Raw genomic sequence first — 15,414 nt, 5'->3', positions numbered from 1 at the left:
ACCCGGGGTCGCGGCCGATGAGGAGCGACAGCGCGGGCGTATTTGGAAAGAGAAGAAGGCTCATGCGGGCACCTGCCAGCCGGGGTGGCGCGCCCGGATGCGGGCGAGCACCTCTTCGGGCGGCTCGGGGAGCCGTGCGCTGTAGGTGCCGTAGACCTCCATGGTGACGCTGTCGCGCGCGGCGAGGAACCACTTGCCGCAGCCATAGGCGTGGCGCCAGCGTTCCAGCACCGGCCCCTTGGCCGCGTGACGGGTGAACAGGTAGCGCTCCAGCTCCGCATCGCTGCTGCCGGGGCCGAAGCGCTTCAGATGCGCCTCGCCGCCGGGGGCAAGCTCGATCTCCGCGGCCTCGAGGCCGCAACATGGACAGGTGAGGATCAGCATGGGGCCGCTCCGTTTCGGATGGGGACGGGTGTCTTGGCCCGGGCCGGGCACGCGAAAGGCCCGGCCGCGAAAGCGGGGCCGGGCCTTCCAGGGATGTGCGGCGTCGCGCTGCGGAGCGCGCGGCGCGGATCAGTTGCCGTTGGTCTCTTCGGCAGCGCCGTCCGTGGCCGGAGCGGCCTCGGGAGCGGCTTCCGGAGCGGTCTCGACGGGTGCGGCCTGTTCTGCCGGAGCAGTCTCGACAGGAGCGGCGCTTTCGGCCGGGGCGCTGCCGTCTTCGATGGTGACGTTGACATCATCTGCGGGCGCCGTCGTGGTCGCGGCGTCATCGCCGCCGAACATGGCCCAGGCGAGCACCGCCAGAACGACGACAACGATGCCGAGGATGAAGGCCATCCCCGCGCCTGCGCCGCTCTTCGTGGTGGTTGTCGTGGTCGTGGTGGTGTGATCGCGCACCGGACGCTGGTCGGGGCGGGGCGTGCGAGGGGTATGCGTGTCTGCGGTATAATCGGACATGGCTGTTCTCCAGTACATTTCGTGACTGGGTGTGGAACGCCGCTGCCACGCAGGCCGTTCCCCGGCACCTGCGCCATGCTCAGTTTTCCGCCTATGGATGAGGCAAAGCCCCCTGCGCCCCGCCTCAATTCCCGGCGGAGCGCCCCAGTACACGCGGAAGTCACCGCCCGATTGCCGCAGATCACTGTTTGGCGCCGAAGCGGACCTATCCTTGGGAAACCGCGGACATCTCCGGGCCCCTCTGGGCCGGCGGCTGCACCACGACACAAGACGACCCCCGACCCCAAGGAGGCCCCATGAGCAGACTTCTCACACTGACCCTGACCAGCCGTAGCGGCCGGCGCTACCCGGTAGAGCTTTTCACCCGCGACACGGGCCTGGCCGAGGAAGGCGCGGTCTACATGCTGCTGCGGCTGCCCGAGGGGCGCGCGGTGCAGGCGCAGATACTCTATGTCGGCGAAACCTGCGCGCTCGGCGCGCAGCTCGCGCAGGACAAGCGTCCGGGCGGCCCCTGGGCGCGGGCCGACGCGCTGGGTTTCGACGCCATCGGCGCGGTGGCCCTGTCCCGGCCCGAGGATCGCCACGCCGTGGCGCAGGAATTCATCCACAGCTGGCACCCGCCCTGCAACGACGGCCCCGGCGCGCAGGGCGGTCATGCCGGGCTGATGGAACTCGCCGGGCCGCTGCCGGTCACCCTGCCGCGCAGCGCCACGCGGCACTGAGGCGACGAAGCCGGGGATGCGGACGCTCAATGCGCCACCCCGGCCGCGACGCTCTCGTCGATGAAGCGCCCCTCGCGGAAGCGGTCGAGGCCGAATTCGGCGGTCAGCGGCGAATGCCCCTTGGCCATCAGCTCGGCAAAGCTCCAGCCCGAGCCGGGGATCGCCTTGAAGCCGCCGGTGCCCCAGCCGCAGTTGAGATAGCAGTTCCCGAGCGGTGTCTTCGACAGGATCGGCGAGCGGTCGCCGGTCACGTCGACGATGCCGCCCCATTGTCGCAGCATCTTGAGGCGGCTGATCATCGGGAAGGTTTCGGTCAGCGCCCGCACGGTTTCCTCGATGTGCTGGAAGGAGCCGCGCTGCGCGTAGTTGACGAAACCGTCGGTGCCGCCGCCGATCACCATCTCGCCCTTGTCGGATTGGCTCATGTAGCCGTGCACGGTGTTGGCCATGACCACCACGTCCATGCAGGGCTTGATCGGTTCAGACACGAGCGCCTGCAGTGCCACCGACTCGATCGGCAACCGGAAGCCCGCCTTCTCGGCCATGACGCCCGAGTGCCCCGCCACCACGATGCCGAGCTTGTCGCAGTCGATCTCGCCTTTGGTCGTGGTCACCCCCTGCACCTTGCCGCCCTCGGAGCGCACCGCGGTGACCTCGCAGGTCTGGATGATGTCCATGCCCATGTCGGAACAGGCCCGCGCATAGCCCCAGGCCACCGCGTCGTGGCGCGCCGTGCCGCCGCGCGCCTGCCAGAGCGCGCCCAACACCGGGTAGCGCGGTCCGTCCACGTTCATGATCGGGCAGAGCCGCTTCACCTCGCGCGGGCCGATCATCTCGGTCTCGATGCCCTGCAGGCGGTTGGCATGCACCGTGCGCTGGTAGCCGCGCAGCTCGCGCTCGGTCTGCGCCAGCATCATCACGCCGCGAGGCGAGAACATGACGTTGTAGTTGAGGTCCTGGCTAAGCCCCTCGTAGAGCGACCGCGCCTTCTCGTAGATCGCTGCCGAAGGGTCCTGCAGGTAGTTCGAGCGGATGATCGTGGTGTTGCGCCCGGTGTTGCCGCCGCCGAGCCAGCCCTTCTCGAGGATGGCCACATCGGTGATCCCGAAGTTCTTGCCGAGGTAGTAGGCGGTGGCGAGCCCGTGGCCGCCCGCCCCGACGATCACCACCTGGTAGCGCCGCTTGGGCTCGGGCTTGCGCCAGGCGCGGCCCCAGCCGGTGTGATAGCGCATGGCCTCGCGGGCGATGGCAAATACCGAATAACGTTTCATGGTCGTCGAATCCGCCCCTTTTGTCCCCTCGGGTCTCCCGATACCTGCACGAGCCGGGGCGGTCTGCAACCACCCGGGGGCCAACGCCCTGCCCGATCGGCAGAAAACGGACGCGCGCAGCTGCGCCCATCTCCCGCAGCCCGGGGGTCACACCCCCGAGAACGGCCCATATGCCGCGCCCCTTGCCCCTTTTTTCCCGCGCCCCGCCCGGCTACACAATGGCGAGAACGGGAGAGTTTTAATGACCACATTCTGGATCGTGACCGCGCTGGCGGTTCTGGCCGTCTCGGCGCCGCTGCTGCTGGCGCTGCTGCGCGGACGGGCCGAGATCGCCGGGGCCGAGGCCTTCGACCTCAAGGTCTACCGCGATCAGCTCTCCGAAATCGATCGCGACCGCGCCCGCGGCACCATCGGCGAGGCCGAGGCCGAGCGGCTGCGCACCGAGGTCTCCCGCCGCATCCTCGCCGCCGACAGCCGTGCGCATCAGACCGGCACGTCAGGCGTCGGACCCGCGACCGCCCGCTCGGGCCCGCGCCGCATCGCCGCCGGCCTCGTGCTGCTGGCGCTGCTCGGCGGCAGCTACGCGCTCTACATGCGGCTCGGCGCCCCGGGCTATGGCGATCTCTCGCTCGGCACCCGTATCGAGGCCGCCGAGGAGCTCCGCGCCAGCCGCCCCTCGCAGGCCGAAGCCGAAGCCGCCGTGCCCGGCCAGCCACTTGCCGATGCTCCCGAGGAATACGCCCAACTGGTCACCCGCCTGCGCGAGGCCGTCGCCGCCCGCCCGGACGATCTGCAGGGCCAGGCCCTGCTCGCCCGCTCCGAGGCCGCGCTCGGCAACTTCCCCGCCGCCTCGGCGGCGCAGCGCCGGGTGATCGCGTTGCGGGGCGAGAAGGCCAGCGCCTCCGATTACGCCGATCTGGCCGACATGCTGGTGCTGGCCGCCGGAGGCTATGTCTCGCCCGAGGCCGAGAAGGTGCTCGACGAGGTGATGCAGCGCGATCCGCACAACGGCGTCGCGCGCTACTACGGCGGGCTGATGATGGCCCAGACCGGGCGGCCGGACAGCGCCTTCCGCATCTGGGACACGCTGCTGCGCGACAGCGAGCCGGGCGCGCCCTGGCTGCCCGCCATCGCCGAGCAGATTCCCGAGCTCGCCCTCCGTGCCGGGATCAATGACTACACCCTCCCCGAGATCGCCAGTGCCGCGCTTCGCGGAGAGACCCCGCCCGCCCTGCCCGGCCCCAGCACCGAGGATATGCAGGCCGCCTCCGAGATGTCCGACACGGACCGCCAGGCGATGATCGAGGGCATGGTCGACAACCTCTCCGAGCGCCTCGCCAGCCAGGGCGGCAGCCCCGAGGAATGGGCCCGGCTGCTCACCGCGCTCGGCGTGCTTGGCCAGACCGACCGCGCCGCGGCGATCTGGACCGAGGCCCAGCAGGTCTTCGCCACCCGCCCCGAAGCCCTCGACACCGTCCGCGCCGGCGCCGCCCGCGCCGGTCTCGCCACCGACTGAACCGCGCGCCGGGCCTGCCCTTTCTTCTGGGTAGAAATATCCCGGGGTGAATTGGCCGCAGGCCAAGAGGGGCAGCGCCCCTCATCGCCCCGGCAGCGTCGCTCCCTTCCCTCGGGCCCGCGCCTGCGGTAGGGACAGCGCAACACCCCAGAGGACCCGCCGATGATCCACGAAGACATCCCCGATTTCGCCGCCGCCCTGCCGCCGATGCGCGCCATCGCCGGGCTCGACCTCGGCACCAAGACCATCGGCGTGGCGCTCTCGGACCGGCTGCTCTCGGTGGCGACGCCGACCGAGACGATCAAGCGCAAGAAGTTCACCCTCGACGCCGAGGCGCTGCTGAAGATCGTCAGGGACCGCGAGGTCGGCGGAATCATTCTCGGCCTGCCGCGCAACATGGACGGCTCCGAGGGACCGCGCGCCCAATCCACCCGCGCCTTCGCCCGCAACCTGTCGCAGCTCTGGGACGGGCCGATCGGCTTCTGGGACGAGCGGCTGTCCACCGTCGCCGCCGAGCGGGCACTGCTCGAGGCTGACACCTCGCGCAAGAAGCGCGCCGAGCTGATCGACCACGTCGCGGCGAGCTTCATCCTGCAGGGCGCGCTCGACCGGCTGCGGCACCTGCGGACCGGCTGATGCGCACCCCCGTCGAGACTCCTTGCGTGAACATCTGCGTGGTGCACCGCGAGAGCGGGCTCTGCACCGGCTGCCTGCGCACGCTCGACGAGATCGCCGGCTGGTCCGGATACACACCCGAAGAGCGCCGCGCCATCATGGAGGCCCTGCCCGAGCGCAAGGCGCTGCTGCGGCAGCGCCGCGGCGGGCGCGCGGGCCGGCTCAAGCGCGAGGGCTGAGGCGGCTCAGGCCGCCTCGCGCATCCGCCCCAGCGCCTCGTCCAGCACCTCGGTGCCGGCGCCATCTCGCGAGGCCTTCTCCGAAAGCACCTGCCGCCATTTCCGCGCCCCCGGACGGCCCGCGAAGAGCCCGAGCATGTGGCGCGTGACCTGGTGGAGCCGGCCGCCCGTCGCGATGTGACGCTCGATGTAGGGCACCATCGCGGCGACGGCATCATCGGGCGAGACGGTCTCACGCTCGCTGCCGTAGATCCGCGCATCGGCCTCGGCCAGCACGTCCCAGGGGGTGTGGTAGGCCGAGCGCCCGATCATCACCCCGTCGAGCCCGCGCGCCAGATGCGCCTCGGCCTCGTCGAGGCTCTGCACCCCGCCGTTGATCGACAGGTGCAGCTGCGGGAAGGCCGCCTTCATCTCGTGCACCAGCTCGTAGTCGAGCGGCGGGATGTCGCGGTTTTCCTTGGGGCTGAGCCCCTGCAGCCAGGCCTTGCGGGCATGGATCGTCACCCGCTCGCAGCCCGCCGCGGCGATCCTTTCGAGGAAATCAGGCAGCACCTCGCGCGGCTCCTGCTCGTCAACGCCGATGCGGCATTTCACCGTCACCTCGACGTCGACCGCCGCGCGCATCGCGGCAACGCAGTCGGCAACCAGCTCCGGGTGCTTCATCAGCACGGCGCCGAAGGTCCCCGACTGCACCCGGTCCGAGGGGCAGCCGCAGTTGAGGTTGATCTCATCGTAGCCCGCCTCGGCGCCGAGCGTCGCGGCCCGCGCCAGCTCCACCGGGTCCGAGCCGCCGAGCTGCAGCGCCACCGGGTGTTCCGACGGGTCAAACTTCAGCAGGTGCAGCGCCCCGCCGCGCACCAGCGCAGGAGAGGTGACCATCTCGGTATAGAGCAGCGTCCGCGCCGACAGGATGCGGTGCAGGTAGCGGCAGTGCCGGTCGGTCCAATCCATCATGGGGGCCACGCTCAGACGGGCAGCGGCGTGAAGGGTCGATGTCTCGTGCGGGGTCGTCACGTGGGGCCTCCGGCAGCCTGTAGCTCTCGCATCCGGCGCGCCGGGCTCATCCGGCGTCGCAAGCGGCGCTCCTACATCCTGGCAGAGAAAATTGGAACCGCAAAGGCCGCCGCCCGGTCAACCTCCGGTCAGCCACGCGGGTCAGCCCCTAGGTCACCTGAGGTCCGACAGGTCGAGCGCATCGCTGTCCTTCAGCGTATTCAGCACGAAATCCGAGCGCACCTGCGCGATGTCGGGGCGCAGCAACAGCCGCTCGTGCAGGAAGTTCGAGAAGCTCTCCAGATCGCGTGCCCGCACGTGAAGCACGTAGTCGGCATCGCCCGAGACCGAAAACGCCGCCTGGATCTCGGGCTGGCGCTCGACCCAGGCCGAGAAGTCCATGTCGGCGGTCTTGGCGTGGGTGCGAAGGTTGACCCGCACGACGACACGGATGCCCAGCCCGAGCTTTCCGGCATTGAGCCGGGCACGGTAGCCCTCGATCACACCGCCGGCCTCGAGCGCGGCGCGGCGACGCGAGCATTGCGAGGCCGAGAGGTTCACCCGCTCGGAGAGCTGCGCATTGGTGAGCGCCCCGTCCTTCTGCAGCGCGTCGAGGATTTGGCGGTCGTAGCGGTCGAGCGGCATATCGGTTCACCTCGCGCGGGTTTCGGCAATTGAATGCATGTTTCGCGCATCATTGGGCATATACTGAGCGAAACAATGCATACCTGATCCTCCCACTGCATGCAATTGCACACCTCGTGCAGCGCTGCCGCGCTATCCTGATCTCGAGGACAAAAGGGAGTTAGAAGATGTTCGACGCCGGCCCCACCCATGTGCATCAGGCCATCGCGCAGGCGGTGCGTGACCACGGGATCGACACGATGTTCGGCCTGATGGGCGACGCCAACCTCTTCATCGCCGACCATTTCGCGCGCGGCTGCGGCGGCCGCTTCGTGCCCGCGGCGCATGAGGGCAGCTCGGTGCTCATGGCGCTGGCCTATGCGCATGTGGCCGGCAAGGTGGGCGTCGCCACGGTCACCCACGGCCCGGCCCTGACCAACTGCGTCACCGCCCTGACCGAGGGCGCGCGCGGGCAGATCCCCAAGGTGCTGCTCGCGGGCGACACGCCGGTGGCGAACCCGCGCCACCTTCAGGGCATCGACCAGCGGGCCGTGGTGCTCTCGACCGGCGCGGGCTTCGAGCAGATGCGCTCGCCCGAGCTCGCGGTGCGCGATGTCGCCCGCGCCTTCTACCGCGCCAAGGTCGAGCGTCGCCCCATCGTTCTCAACATGCCCGCCGAGTTCATGTGGCAGGAGGCGCCCTATTCACCCTACGTGCTCAGCGTCTTCGAGACCCGCAGCTTCGTGCCCGAGGGCGAGGCGCTTGACGAGGCGATCGGCATGATCGCCAGTGCGCGGCGGCCGATGATCCTCGCGGGGGCCGGTGCCTACGAGGCGCGCGAGCAGATCATCCGCCTCGCCGACCGGCTCGAGGCGCCGCTGGCCACCACGCTCAAGGCCAAGGGCCTGTTCCGCGGACACCCGCATGACATCGACATCTTCGGTACGCTGAGCACCCCCGGCGCCTATGACGTCATTGGCAAGTCCGACTGCATCATCAGCTTCGGCGCATCGCTGCATGACTTCACCACCGACCGCGGCAAGCTGCTGGCGGGCAAGCGGCTGGTGCAGATCGACAGTGACCGCAGCGCCATCGGCCGCACCGTGCATCCCGACGCCGCGCTGGTCGCCGACGCCGGGCTCACCGCCGACAACTTCGTGCACTGGCTGGACGAGGCCGAGATCCCCGGCAGCCGCTTCACCGCCGAGCTGAACGGCGAGGAGCTGCGCCGCCACCCGCCCGCACGCACCAACAAGACCCCCGAGGAGAGCGTGAACTACGTGGAAGCGCTCGAGCGGCTGGAAAAGGCCCTGCCCGAGGACCGCATCCTCGTCACCGACGGCGGGCGATTCATGACCGAGGTCTGGTGCCGCATCTCGGCGCCCGACCCGCGCAGCTTCGTGGTAACCGCCAACTTCGGCTCCATCGGGCTCGGTCTGCAGGAGGCGATCGGTGCCGCCGTGGCCGAGCCCGACCGGCCGGTGGTGCTTTTCTCCGGCGACGGCGGCTTCATGATGGGCGGCCTCGGCGAGTTCAACACCGCGGTGCGGCTCAAGCAGGACATGGTGGTGATCCTCTGCAACGACAGCGCCTATGGCGCCGAGCACATTCAGTTCATCGACCGCAAGATGGACCCGGGCCTCACGCAGTTCGACTGGCCGTGCTTTGCCGAGGTGGCGACCTCGCTCGGCGGCAAGGGCATCCTCGTGCGTTCTGACGACGAGCTGCAGGCTGCCATCGATGCCATCGAGACCCGCGACCGCCCGCTGCTCATCGAGCTGCGGCTCGATCCGAACGACGTGCCGCGCATGCGCATCTGATCCGCACCGGGCGGTCCCGCGCCCCGCGGGCCGGCCCTTGTCATGCGGCGGTCCACTCCGGGGACGGAACGCCGCGCGCGCTCTGGCCGGGCGGGATTCCCTCGCGCCCGGCCAGGGCGTGATCCCGGGCATGGTCCGCGCCCCCGCTGCGCGCGCAGCCCCTTGGACCACCCCGGCAACACCCTGCCCTCACAGGAAAACGATTCAACTCTGCCGCATTTCCGGGCAGCCCCTGCCGCAATGCAGAAACACCACCTTAGCGAATTGTGCGGCAAGTCTGTTTCGAAACGCACCATGTCGCATCCAGCCCTCAGAATCGTCGCGGGCAGGATATTCCTTGCCGTAGATCGCCCGATCCGGCCCGGCTTTCGCGACGCGTTTTCAAGGCGCCGACGGACCGGACCGGCGGGACGCACCACCGTGGAGGAGAGGCCGCGCGCCGACCGCTTCTCCGCATGAGACCCGCACGGGCCCCGCGCCCGGCCTACGGAGTTCGGCCATGACCGCTGACGCCACGACCCTCGACCTGCTGAGCCGCCGCAAGCCCGGCTATGCGCTCGAACAGGCCTTCTACACCGATCCCGGCATCTTCGCCGAGGATCTCGAGCAGATCTGGTACCGCGAATGGCTCTTCGCCACGCCGCTGGCGGCGCTGCCGAGACCGGCAGCTACGTGACACAGAAGGTCGGCCCCTACCGCGTGGTGATCGTGCGCGGGCCGGACGGGTCGGTGCGCGCCTTCCACAACACCTGCCGCCACCGCGGCTCGGTGATCTGCAAGGCGGCCACGGGACAGGTCGCCAAGCTGGTCTGCCCCTACCACCAGTGGACCTACGAGCTCGACGGGCGGCTGCTCTGGGCGCGCGACATGGGCAGCGATTTCGACGCCTCGGCACATGGGCTGAAGCCGGTGCATTGCCGCGAGGTCTCGGGACTGGTCTACATCTGCCTCGCCGACGACGCGCCCGATTTCGACGCCTTCGCCAAGATGGCCGAGCCCTATCTCGCCATCCATGACCTGCGCGAGGCCAAGGTGGCACATCAGTCCACCATCATCGAGAACGGCAACTGGAAACTCGTCTGGGAGAACAACCGCGAGTGCTATCACTGCGCCGGCAACCACCCCTCGCTCTGCCGCACCTACCCCGAGGATCCGACGATCACCGGTGTCTCGGCCGATGGCACCTTCCCGCCGAAGGTCGAGGCGCACTTCTCGCGCCTCGAGTCCGTGGGGGCGGTGTCGCGCTTCCAGATGTCGGATGACGGCCAGTACCGGCTCGCGCGCATGCCGTTGCTGGACGGTGCCGAGAGCTACACGATGAACGGCAAGATCGCCGTGCAGAAGCGCCTGGGCCGGATTCCCTTCCTCGATGCCGGCACGCTGCTGAAGTTCCATTACCCGACCACCTGGAACCACTTCCTGTCGGACCATTCGATCACCTTCCGTGTCACCCCGATCAGCCCGACCGAGACCGAGGTCCAGACCACCTGGCTCGTGCACAAGGACGCGGTCGAGGGCGTGGACTATGACCTGGAAAACCTCACCACCGTCTGGGAGCACACCAACGACGAGGACCGCACCGTGGTCGAGGACAACCAGCAGGGCATCAACTCGCCCGCCTACGAACCCGGGCCCTATTCCGCGAGCCACGAGGACGGGGTGAACCAGTTCGTCGACTGGTATTGCGCCACCATGACCAAGCGTCTGTCGCCGCTGCGGATGGCCGCGGAATAATGGCGGCGACGAGTTCCCTGCCCTCCGCCGCCGTGCGCTACTGGAACGATGCCGAGATGCTCGAATGCGTCTCGGTCATCCCAGAGGCGCCGAACGTCTGCACCTTCTGCTTCGTTGCCCCCTCGGGTGCGCTGTTCGCCTACCTGCCCGGCCAGTTCGTCACGCTTGAGCTACCGGTGCCGGGCGGGCCGCTCTACCGGACCTACACGATCTCCTCCTCGCCCTCGCGGCCGCTGTCGATCACCGTCACGGTGAAGGCGCAGCCGAATTCGATCGGCACGCGCTGGATGCTCGACAACCTGCGCCCCGGAATGCGGATCAAGGCGCTTGGCCCGGCGGGGCATTTCACCTCGCATCACCACCCGGCCGAGAAGTTCCTCTTCATCTCGGCAGGCTCGGGCATCACCCCGATGATGTCGATGGTCACCTACATGTACGACCTCGGCCGCATCCCCGACGTGGTCTTCGTGAACTGCGCCAAGCGCCCGTCTGACATCGTGTTCCGCGAGCGGCTCGAGCATATCGCCAGCCGCATCGACGGGATCGAGCTGCGCTGGGTGGTCGAGGAAGGCGACCGCTTCCAGCCTTGGACCGGCTACAAGGGCATGTTCAACCAGCTCATGCTGGGCCTGACGGCGCCCGACTACCTCGAGCGCGAGGTGTTCTGCTGCGGCCCCGAGCCCTTCATGCAGGCGGTGCGCGATGCGCTGGCCGGCCTCGGCTTCGACATGGATCACTACCATCAGGAGAGCTTCCAGCCCTCGCTTGAGGAAGAAGACCGCGACGCAACCGAGGGCGATGTGGTGCCCGAGGACGCGAAGGCCGAGGTCAGCTTCCTCGACTCGGGCATTGTCCAGACCTGCAAGGAGACCGACACCATCCTCGCCACCGCGCGGGCGGCCGGGCTCAACATTCCCTCGGGCTGCACCTTCGGCGTCTGCGGCACGTGCAAGATCAAGAAAAAGTCCGGCCAGGTGCACATGGTGCATAACGGCGGCATCACCGAGGACGACATCGCCGAGGGCTACGTGCTGGCCTGCTGCTCGCACCCGATCGGCAAGGTCGAAGTCGAGGTCTGAGGGCGCCCTCTCACGGAAATGAAAAAGGCCGCCGCGAGAGATCGCGGCGGCCTTGTCTATTGGACCGTCTGGAAAGCGCCGGGCTTGCCTCGCTTACTCTGCTGCCACGGTCTTCACGCCGCCCGGCACGTAATTGAGGATCGGCGCGAGCCAGCGCTCGACCTCCTCGACCTCCATGCCCTTGCGCACGGCGTAGTCCTCGACCTGATCGCGCTCAACCTTGGCGACACCGAAGTAATAGCTCTCCGGGTGGCCGATATAGAGCCCCGAGACCGACGAGCCGGGCCACATGGCGTAGCTCTCGGTCAGTTCGACGCCGGTGGCATTGGTCGCATCCAACAGCTCGAAGAGCGTGGTCTTCTCGGTGTGGTCGGGCTGCGCGGGATAGCCCGGCGCGGGACGGATGCCGGCGTATTTCTCGGCGATCAGCTCCTCGGGCGTGCAGGCCTCGTCCGGCGCGTAGCCCCAGAGTTCGCGGCGCACCAGCTCGTGCATCCGTTCGGCGAAGGCCTCGGCGAAACGGTCGGCCAGCGCCTTGACCAGGATCGACGAATAGTCGTCGTTCTTGGCCTCGAACTCTTTGGCGATGCGCTCTTCCTCGATGCCCGCCGTCACCACGAAGCCGCCGACGTAATCGGGCGTGCCCTCGGGTGCGACAAAATCCGACAGCGCGACGTTGGGCCGGTCGCCGCGCTTGGCGGTCTGCTGGCGCAGGGTGAAGAAGGTCGCCAGGTCTTCGGAGCGGGTCTCGTCCTTGAACAGGCGAATGTCGTCGCCCACGGCATTGGCGGGCCAGAAGCCGACCACTGCGCGCGGGTTGAACCACTTCTCGTCGATGATCTTCTTGAGCATCGCCTGCGCATCGGCGAAGAGCGCACGCGCCGCCTCGCCCTGCTTCTCGTCGTCGAGGATCTTCGGATAGACGCCGCGCATCTCCCAGGTCTGGAAGAACGGGGTCCAGTCGATGTAGCGCGCCAGTTCGGCGAGGTCCCAATCGTCATAGGCCTTGGTGCCGAGGAAGCTCGGCGCATGCTGCGGCGCGAAGTCGAGCTTCAGCGTGTTGGCGCGGGCGGCGTCGAGCGGCAGGCGCTTCTTGGCCAGCTCGGCGCGGGCGTGCTTCTCGGCGACGTCGGCATATTCGCTTTGGACGTTGGCGACATACTCGGGCTTCTGCACCGGCGAGAGCAGCGACGAGACCACGCCCACCGCGCGCGAGGCGTCATTGACGTGCACCGCCTGCCCGGCACCGTAGCGCGGGTGGATCTTCACCGCCGTGTGCACGCGTGACGTGGTCGCACCGCCGATCAGCAGCGGGATGTCGAAGCCCTGACGCTCCATTTCCGAGGCGACGTGCACCATCTCGTCGAGCGACGGGGTGATGAGACCCGAAAGGCCGATCACGTCGACGTTCCGCTCGCGCGCGGTGGCGAGGATCTTCTCGGCCGGGACCATGACGCCGAGGTCGATGATCTCGTAGTTGTTGCAGGCCAGCACGACGCCGACGATGTTCTTGCCGATGTCGTGCACGTCGCCCTTCACCGTGGCCATCAGCACCTTGCCGGCGCTCTCGCGGCCATCACCGCCGTTCAGGCGCTTTTCCTCTTCCATGTAGGGCAGCAGCACCGCCACGGCCTGTTTCATCACCCGGGCGGATTTCACCACCTGCGGCAGGAACATCTTGCCCGCGCCGAAGAGATCGCCGACGACGTTCATCCCGGCCATGAGCGGCCCCTCGATGACGTGCAGCGGGCGCTCGGCGGCCTGCCGGGCTTCCTCGGTGTCCGCGTCGATGAACTCGGTGATGCCGTTGACCAGCGCGTGCTCGAGCCGCTTCTCGACCGGCAGCTCGCGCCAGCTCATGTCCTTTTCGCGCCCCTTGGCACCGCCCTGCCCACGGTACTCCTCGGCGAGTTCCAGCATGTTCTCGGTCGCCGTGCCGCCGTTTGCGGGTTTACGGTTCAGCACCACGTCCTCGCAGGCCTCGCGCAGCTTGGCGTCGATCTGGTTGTAGACCGCCAACTGACCGGCGTTGACGATGCCCATGTCCATGCCGTTCTGGATGGCGTGATAGAGGAACACCGCGTGCATCGCCTCGCGCACCGGCTCGTTGCCGCGGAAGGAGAACGAGAGGTTCGACACGCCGCCCGAGATATGGACGTGCGGGCAGGTCTCGGTGATGCGCTTTGTGGCCTCGATGAAATCGACGCCGTAGTTGTCATGCTCCTCGATCCCGGTGGCGACGGCAAAGACGTTGGGGTCGAAGATGATGTCCTCGGGCGGGAAGCCCACCTGCTCGGTCAGGATCTTGTAGGCGCGTTGGCAGATCTCGACCTTGCGGTCCTCTGTGTCAGCCTGCCCGGTCTCGTCGAAGGCCATGACCACGACAGCGGCGCCATAGGCGCGGCAGAGGCGCGCCTGATGCAGGAAGCTCTCCTCGCCTTCCTTCAGCGAGATCGAGTTGACGATGGACTTGCCCTGCACGCATTGCAGGCCGGCTTCGATCACCTCCCACTTGGAGCTGTCGATCATGATCGGCACGCGGGCGATGTCGGGTTCGGCTGCGATGAGATTGAGAAACTCGATCATCGCCTGCTTGGAGTCGATGAGCCCCTCGTCCATGTTGATGTCGATCACCTGCGCGCCGTTCTCGACCTGATTGAGTGCGACCTCGAGCGCGGTGGCATAGTCGCCATTGGTGATCAGCTTGCGGAACTTGGCCGAGCCGGTGACGTTGGTGCGCTCGCCGACGTTGACGAAGGGGATCGCCTCGGTGAGCGTGAAGGGCTCGAGGCCCGACAGGCGCATCTGCGGGATGTGCTCGGGGATCGCGCGCGGCTTGTGGGCGGCGACTGCCTTGGCGATCGCGCGGATGTGCTCGAAGGTCGAGCCGCAGCAACCGCCGACGATGTTGACGAGCCCGTCGCGGGCGAAACCGGCGACCTGCTCGGCCATCTGCTCGGGGGTCTCGTCGTATTCGCCCATCTCGTTGGGCAGGCCGGCGTTGGGATATGCGCAGATCAACGTGTCGGCGACCGCCGAGAGCTCGGCGAGGTGCGGGCGCATGGCATTGGCGCCGAGCGCGCAGTTCAGGCCGATGGTCAACGGCTCGGCGTGGCGCACCGAGTGCCAGAAGGCGGTCGGCGTCTGGCCCGAGAGGGTGCGGCCCGAAAGGTCGGTGATCGTGCCCGAGATCATCACCGGCAGGCGCGTCCCGCGCTCGGCGAAGACCTCCTCGCAGGCGAAGATCGCCGCCTTGGCGTTGAGCGTGTCGAAGATCGTCTCGATCAGCAGGATATCGACGCCGCCGTCGATCAGCGCCCGCGCCTGCTGGGCATAGGCCTCGCGCAGTTGGTCGAAGGTCACCGCACGGTAGCCGGGGTTGTTCACGTCAGGGCTTATCGAGGCGGTACGGTTGGTCGGCCCGAGCGCGCCGGCGACGAAGCGCGCGCGCCCGTCCTCGGCCTCGGCCCGATCCATCGCCTTGCGCGCCAGCCGCGCGCCCTCGAAGTTGAGGTCATAGACCGCCGCCTGCATGTCGTAATCGGCCTGCGCGATGGTCGTCGACGAGAAGGTGTTGGTCTCGGCGATATCCGCCCCGGCCATGGCGTATTGGTAATGGATTTCCTCGATCGCGTCGGGGCGCGTCAGGTTCAGCAGGTCGTTGTTGCCCTGCTGTGGCTTGTCCGACGCATGCGGCAGGTGGCAAGTGCAGGCACCGCCGCCGCAGCCCTGGAAGTCGCCCTCCGACAGGCCCAACTTCTGGATCTGCGTCCCCATGGCGCCGTCGAGGATCAGGATGCGCTCGCGCGCGGCGGCCTCGAGACGATCGAAGACGGGGGAGCGGGTCGGGAGGGAAGCGGACATGACGGACTCCGGGCCAGAGGTGGCAGGCATTGGTTGCGCC

The 15,414-nt window shown here is 68.3% G+C and carries 12 protein-coding genes and 1 pseudogene; 7 read left to right on the top strand and 6 right to left on the bottom strand.

The features are described 5' to 3' along the window. Positions 1 to 60: 60 nt before the first annotated feature. Together CLG85_RS02575 and CLG85_RS02570 are read right to left on the bottom strand one after the other, a co-directional pair. Positions 61 to 384 (bottom strand): sarcosine oxidase subunit delta, encoded by a 324-nt coding sequence (locus CLG85_RS02575; RefSeq protein WP_260348397.1) that lies wholly within the window; start codon positions 382 to 384, stop codon positions 61 to 63. A 129-nt stretch (positions 385 to 513) separates the two neighbouring features. Then, entirely contained in the window at positions 514 to 897 is a 384-nt protein-coding gene (locus CLG85_RS02570; protein ID WP_224846638.1) for a hypothetical protein, read from the bottom strand. A gap of 296 nt (positions 898 to 1,193) precedes the next feature. Here CLG85_RS02570 and CLG85_RS02565 point away from each other — a divergent pair, with 296 nt between their 5' ends. Then, complete coding sequence (locus tag CLG85_RS02565; RefSeq protein WP_260348396.1) at positions 1,194 to 1,619, top strand: hypothetical protein; 426 nt, start codon at positions 1,194 to 1,196, stop codon at positions 1,617 to 1,619. Positions 1,620 to 1,645: 26 nt separating this feature from the next. On the opposite strand, the gene CLG85_RS02560 is transcribed toward CLG85_RS02565, so the two are convergent. Continuing rightward, positions 1,646 to 2,890, bottom strand: a complete 1,245-nt coding sequence (locus tag CLG85_RS02560) for a sarcosine oxidase subunit beta family protein (RefSeq protein ID WP_095884456.1) — start codon at positions 2,888 to 2,890, stop codon at positions 1,646 to 1,648. A 241-nt stretch (positions 2,891 to 3,131) separates the two neighbouring features. Here CLG85_RS02560 and ccmI point away from each other — a divergent pair, with 241 nt between their 5' ends. The 3 genes from ccmI to CLG85_RS02545 all read left to right on the top strand — a co-directional run bounded on the left by ccmI (position 3,132) and on the right by CLG85_RS02545 (position 5,260). Then, a complete protein-coding gene (gene ccmI, locus CLG85_RS02555) occupies positions 3,132 to 4,406 on the top strand; it encodes a c-type cytochrome biogenesis protein CcmI (protein WP_260348395.1) in 1,275 nt (424 codons plus the stop codon). 162 nt (positions 4,407 to 4,568) lie between these two features. Beyond that, positions 4,569 to 5,042: a Holliday junction resolvase RuvX gene (gene ruvX, locus CLG85_RS02550; protein WP_260348394.1), complete on the top strand. Its 474-nt coding sequence runs from the start codon at positions 4,569 to 4,571 to the stop codon at positions 5,040 to 5,042. Further along, positions 5,042 to 5,260 carry a DUF1289 domain-containing protein gene (locus CLG85_RS02545; RefSeq protein WP_224846628.1) on the top strand — a complete coding sequence of 73 codons (219 nt, stop codon included), beginning with the start codon at positions 5,042 to 5,044 and terminating at the stop codon, positions 5,258 to 5,260. The genes ruvX and CLG85_RS02545 overlap by 1 nt, the downstream gene beginning before the upstream one ends. 6 nt (positions 5,261 to 5,266) lie before the next feature. Here the strand turns inward: CLG85_RS02545 and dusA are convergent, their stop codons facing one another. Both dusA and CLG85_RS02535 read right to left on the bottom strand, forming a co-directional pair. After that, positions 5,267 to 6,274: a tRNA dihydrouridine(20/20a) synthase DusA gene (dusA, locus tag CLG85_RS02540; protein WP_260348393.1), complete on the bottom strand. Its 1,008-nt coding sequence runs from the start codon at positions 6,272 to 6,274 to the stop codon at positions 5,267 to 5,269. A 153-nt stretch (positions 6,275 to 6,427) separates the two neighbouring features. Next, positions 6,428 to 6,898, bottom strand: coding sequence for an Lrp/AsnC family transcriptional regulator (locus CLG85_RS02535; protein ID WP_095883342.1), 471 nt, complete (start codon positions 6,896 to 6,898; stop codon positions 6,428 to 6,430). Positions 6,899 to 7,065: 167 nt separating this feature from the next. Here CLG85_RS02535 and CLG85_RS02530 point away from each other — a divergent pair, with 167 nt between their 5' ends. From CLG85_RS02530 to CLG85_RS02520, 3 genes and pseudogenes are all read left to right on the top strand, one after another. After that, on the top strand, positions 7,066 to 8,697 hold the full coding sequence (locus CLG85_RS02530; RefSeq protein WP_260348392.1) for a thiamine pyrophosphate-binding protein: 1,632 nt from the start codon (positions 7,066 to 7,068) through the stop codon (positions 8,695 to 8,697). Between the two features lie 499 nt (positions 8,698 to 9,196). Next, a pseudogene (locus CLG85_RS02525) lies at positions 9,197 to 10,431 on the top strand (aromatic ring-hydroxylating oxygenase subunit alpha). Continuing rightward, positions 10,431 to 11,510 (top strand): FAD-binding oxidoreductase, encoded by a 1,080-nt coding sequence (locus tag CLG85_RS02520; RefSeq protein ID WP_260348391.1) that lies wholly within the window; start codon positions 10,431 to 10,433, stop codon positions 11,508 to 11,510. The pseudogene CLG85_RS02525 and the gene CLG85_RS02520 overlap by 1 nt, the downstream one beginning before the upstream one ends. Before the next feature lie 93 nt (positions 11,511 to 11,603). On the opposite strand, the gene metH is transcribed toward CLG85_RS02520, so the two are convergent. Further along, positions 11,604 to 15,374 (bottom strand): methionine synthase, encoded by a 3,771-nt coding sequence (gene metH / locus CLG85_RS02515; protein WP_260348390.1) that lies wholly within the window; start codon positions 15,372 to 15,374, stop codon positions 11,604 to 11,606. Positions 15,375 to 15,414: the final 40 nt, after the last annotated feature.

It is taken from the genome of Alloyangia mangrovi (genome assembly GCF_002300555.2).
Taxonomy (GTDB): Bacteria; Pseudomonadota; Alphaproteobacteria; order Rhodobacterales; family Rhodobacteraceae; genus Salipiger; species Salipiger mangrovi.
Note: the sequence above shows the minus strand (reverse complement) of the source record. Positions and strands in the feature narration are given on the sequence as shown.

Bases quoted from the DNA above. Each gene is read 5' to 3' on its own strand.
- CLG85_RS02570 (WP_224846638.1), bottom strand. From the start codon at position 897: ATGTCCGATTATACCGCAGACACGCATACCCCTCGCACGCCCCGCCCC.
- ruvX (WP_260348394.1), top strand. From the start codon at position 4,569: ATGATCCACGAAGACATCCCCGATTTCGCCGCCGCCCTGCCGCCGATG.
- CLG85_RS02565 (WP_260348396.1), top strand. From the start codon at position 1,194: ATGAGCAGACTTCTCACACTGACCCTGACCAGCCGTAGCGGCCGGCGC.
- ccmI (WP_260348395.1), top strand. From the start codon at position 3,132: ATGACCACATTCTGGATCGTGACCGCGCTGGCGGTTCTGGCCGTCTCG.
- CLG85_RS02535 (WP_095883342.1), bottom strand. From the start codon at position 6,898: ATGCCGCTCGACCGCTACGACCGCCAAATCCTCGACGCGCTGCAGAAG.
- CLG85_RS02575 (WP_260348397.1), bottom strand. From the start codon at position 384: ATGCTGATCCTCACCTGTCCATGTTGCGGCCTCGAGGCCGCGGAGATC.
- CLG85_RS02530 (WP_260348392.1), top strand. From the start codon at position 7,066: ATGTTCGACGCCGGCCCCACCCATGTGCATCAGGCCATCGCGCAGGCG.
- CLG85_RS02520 (WP_260348391.1), top strand. From the start codon at position 10,431: ATGGCGGCGACGAGTTCCCTGCCCTCCGCCGCCGTGCGCTACTGGAAC.
- CLG85_RS02560 (WP_095884456.1), bottom strand. From the start codon at position 2,890: ATGAAACGTTATTCGGTATTTGCCATCGCCCGCGAGGCCATGCGCTAT.
- metH (WP_260348390.1), bottom strand. From the start codon at position 15,374: ATGTCCGCTTCCCTCCCGACCCGCTCCCCCGTCTTCGATCGTCTCGAG.
- CLG85_RS02545 (WP_224846628.1), top strand. From the start codon at position 5,042: ATGCGCACCCCCGTCGAGACTCCTTGCGTGAACATCTGCGTGGTGCAC.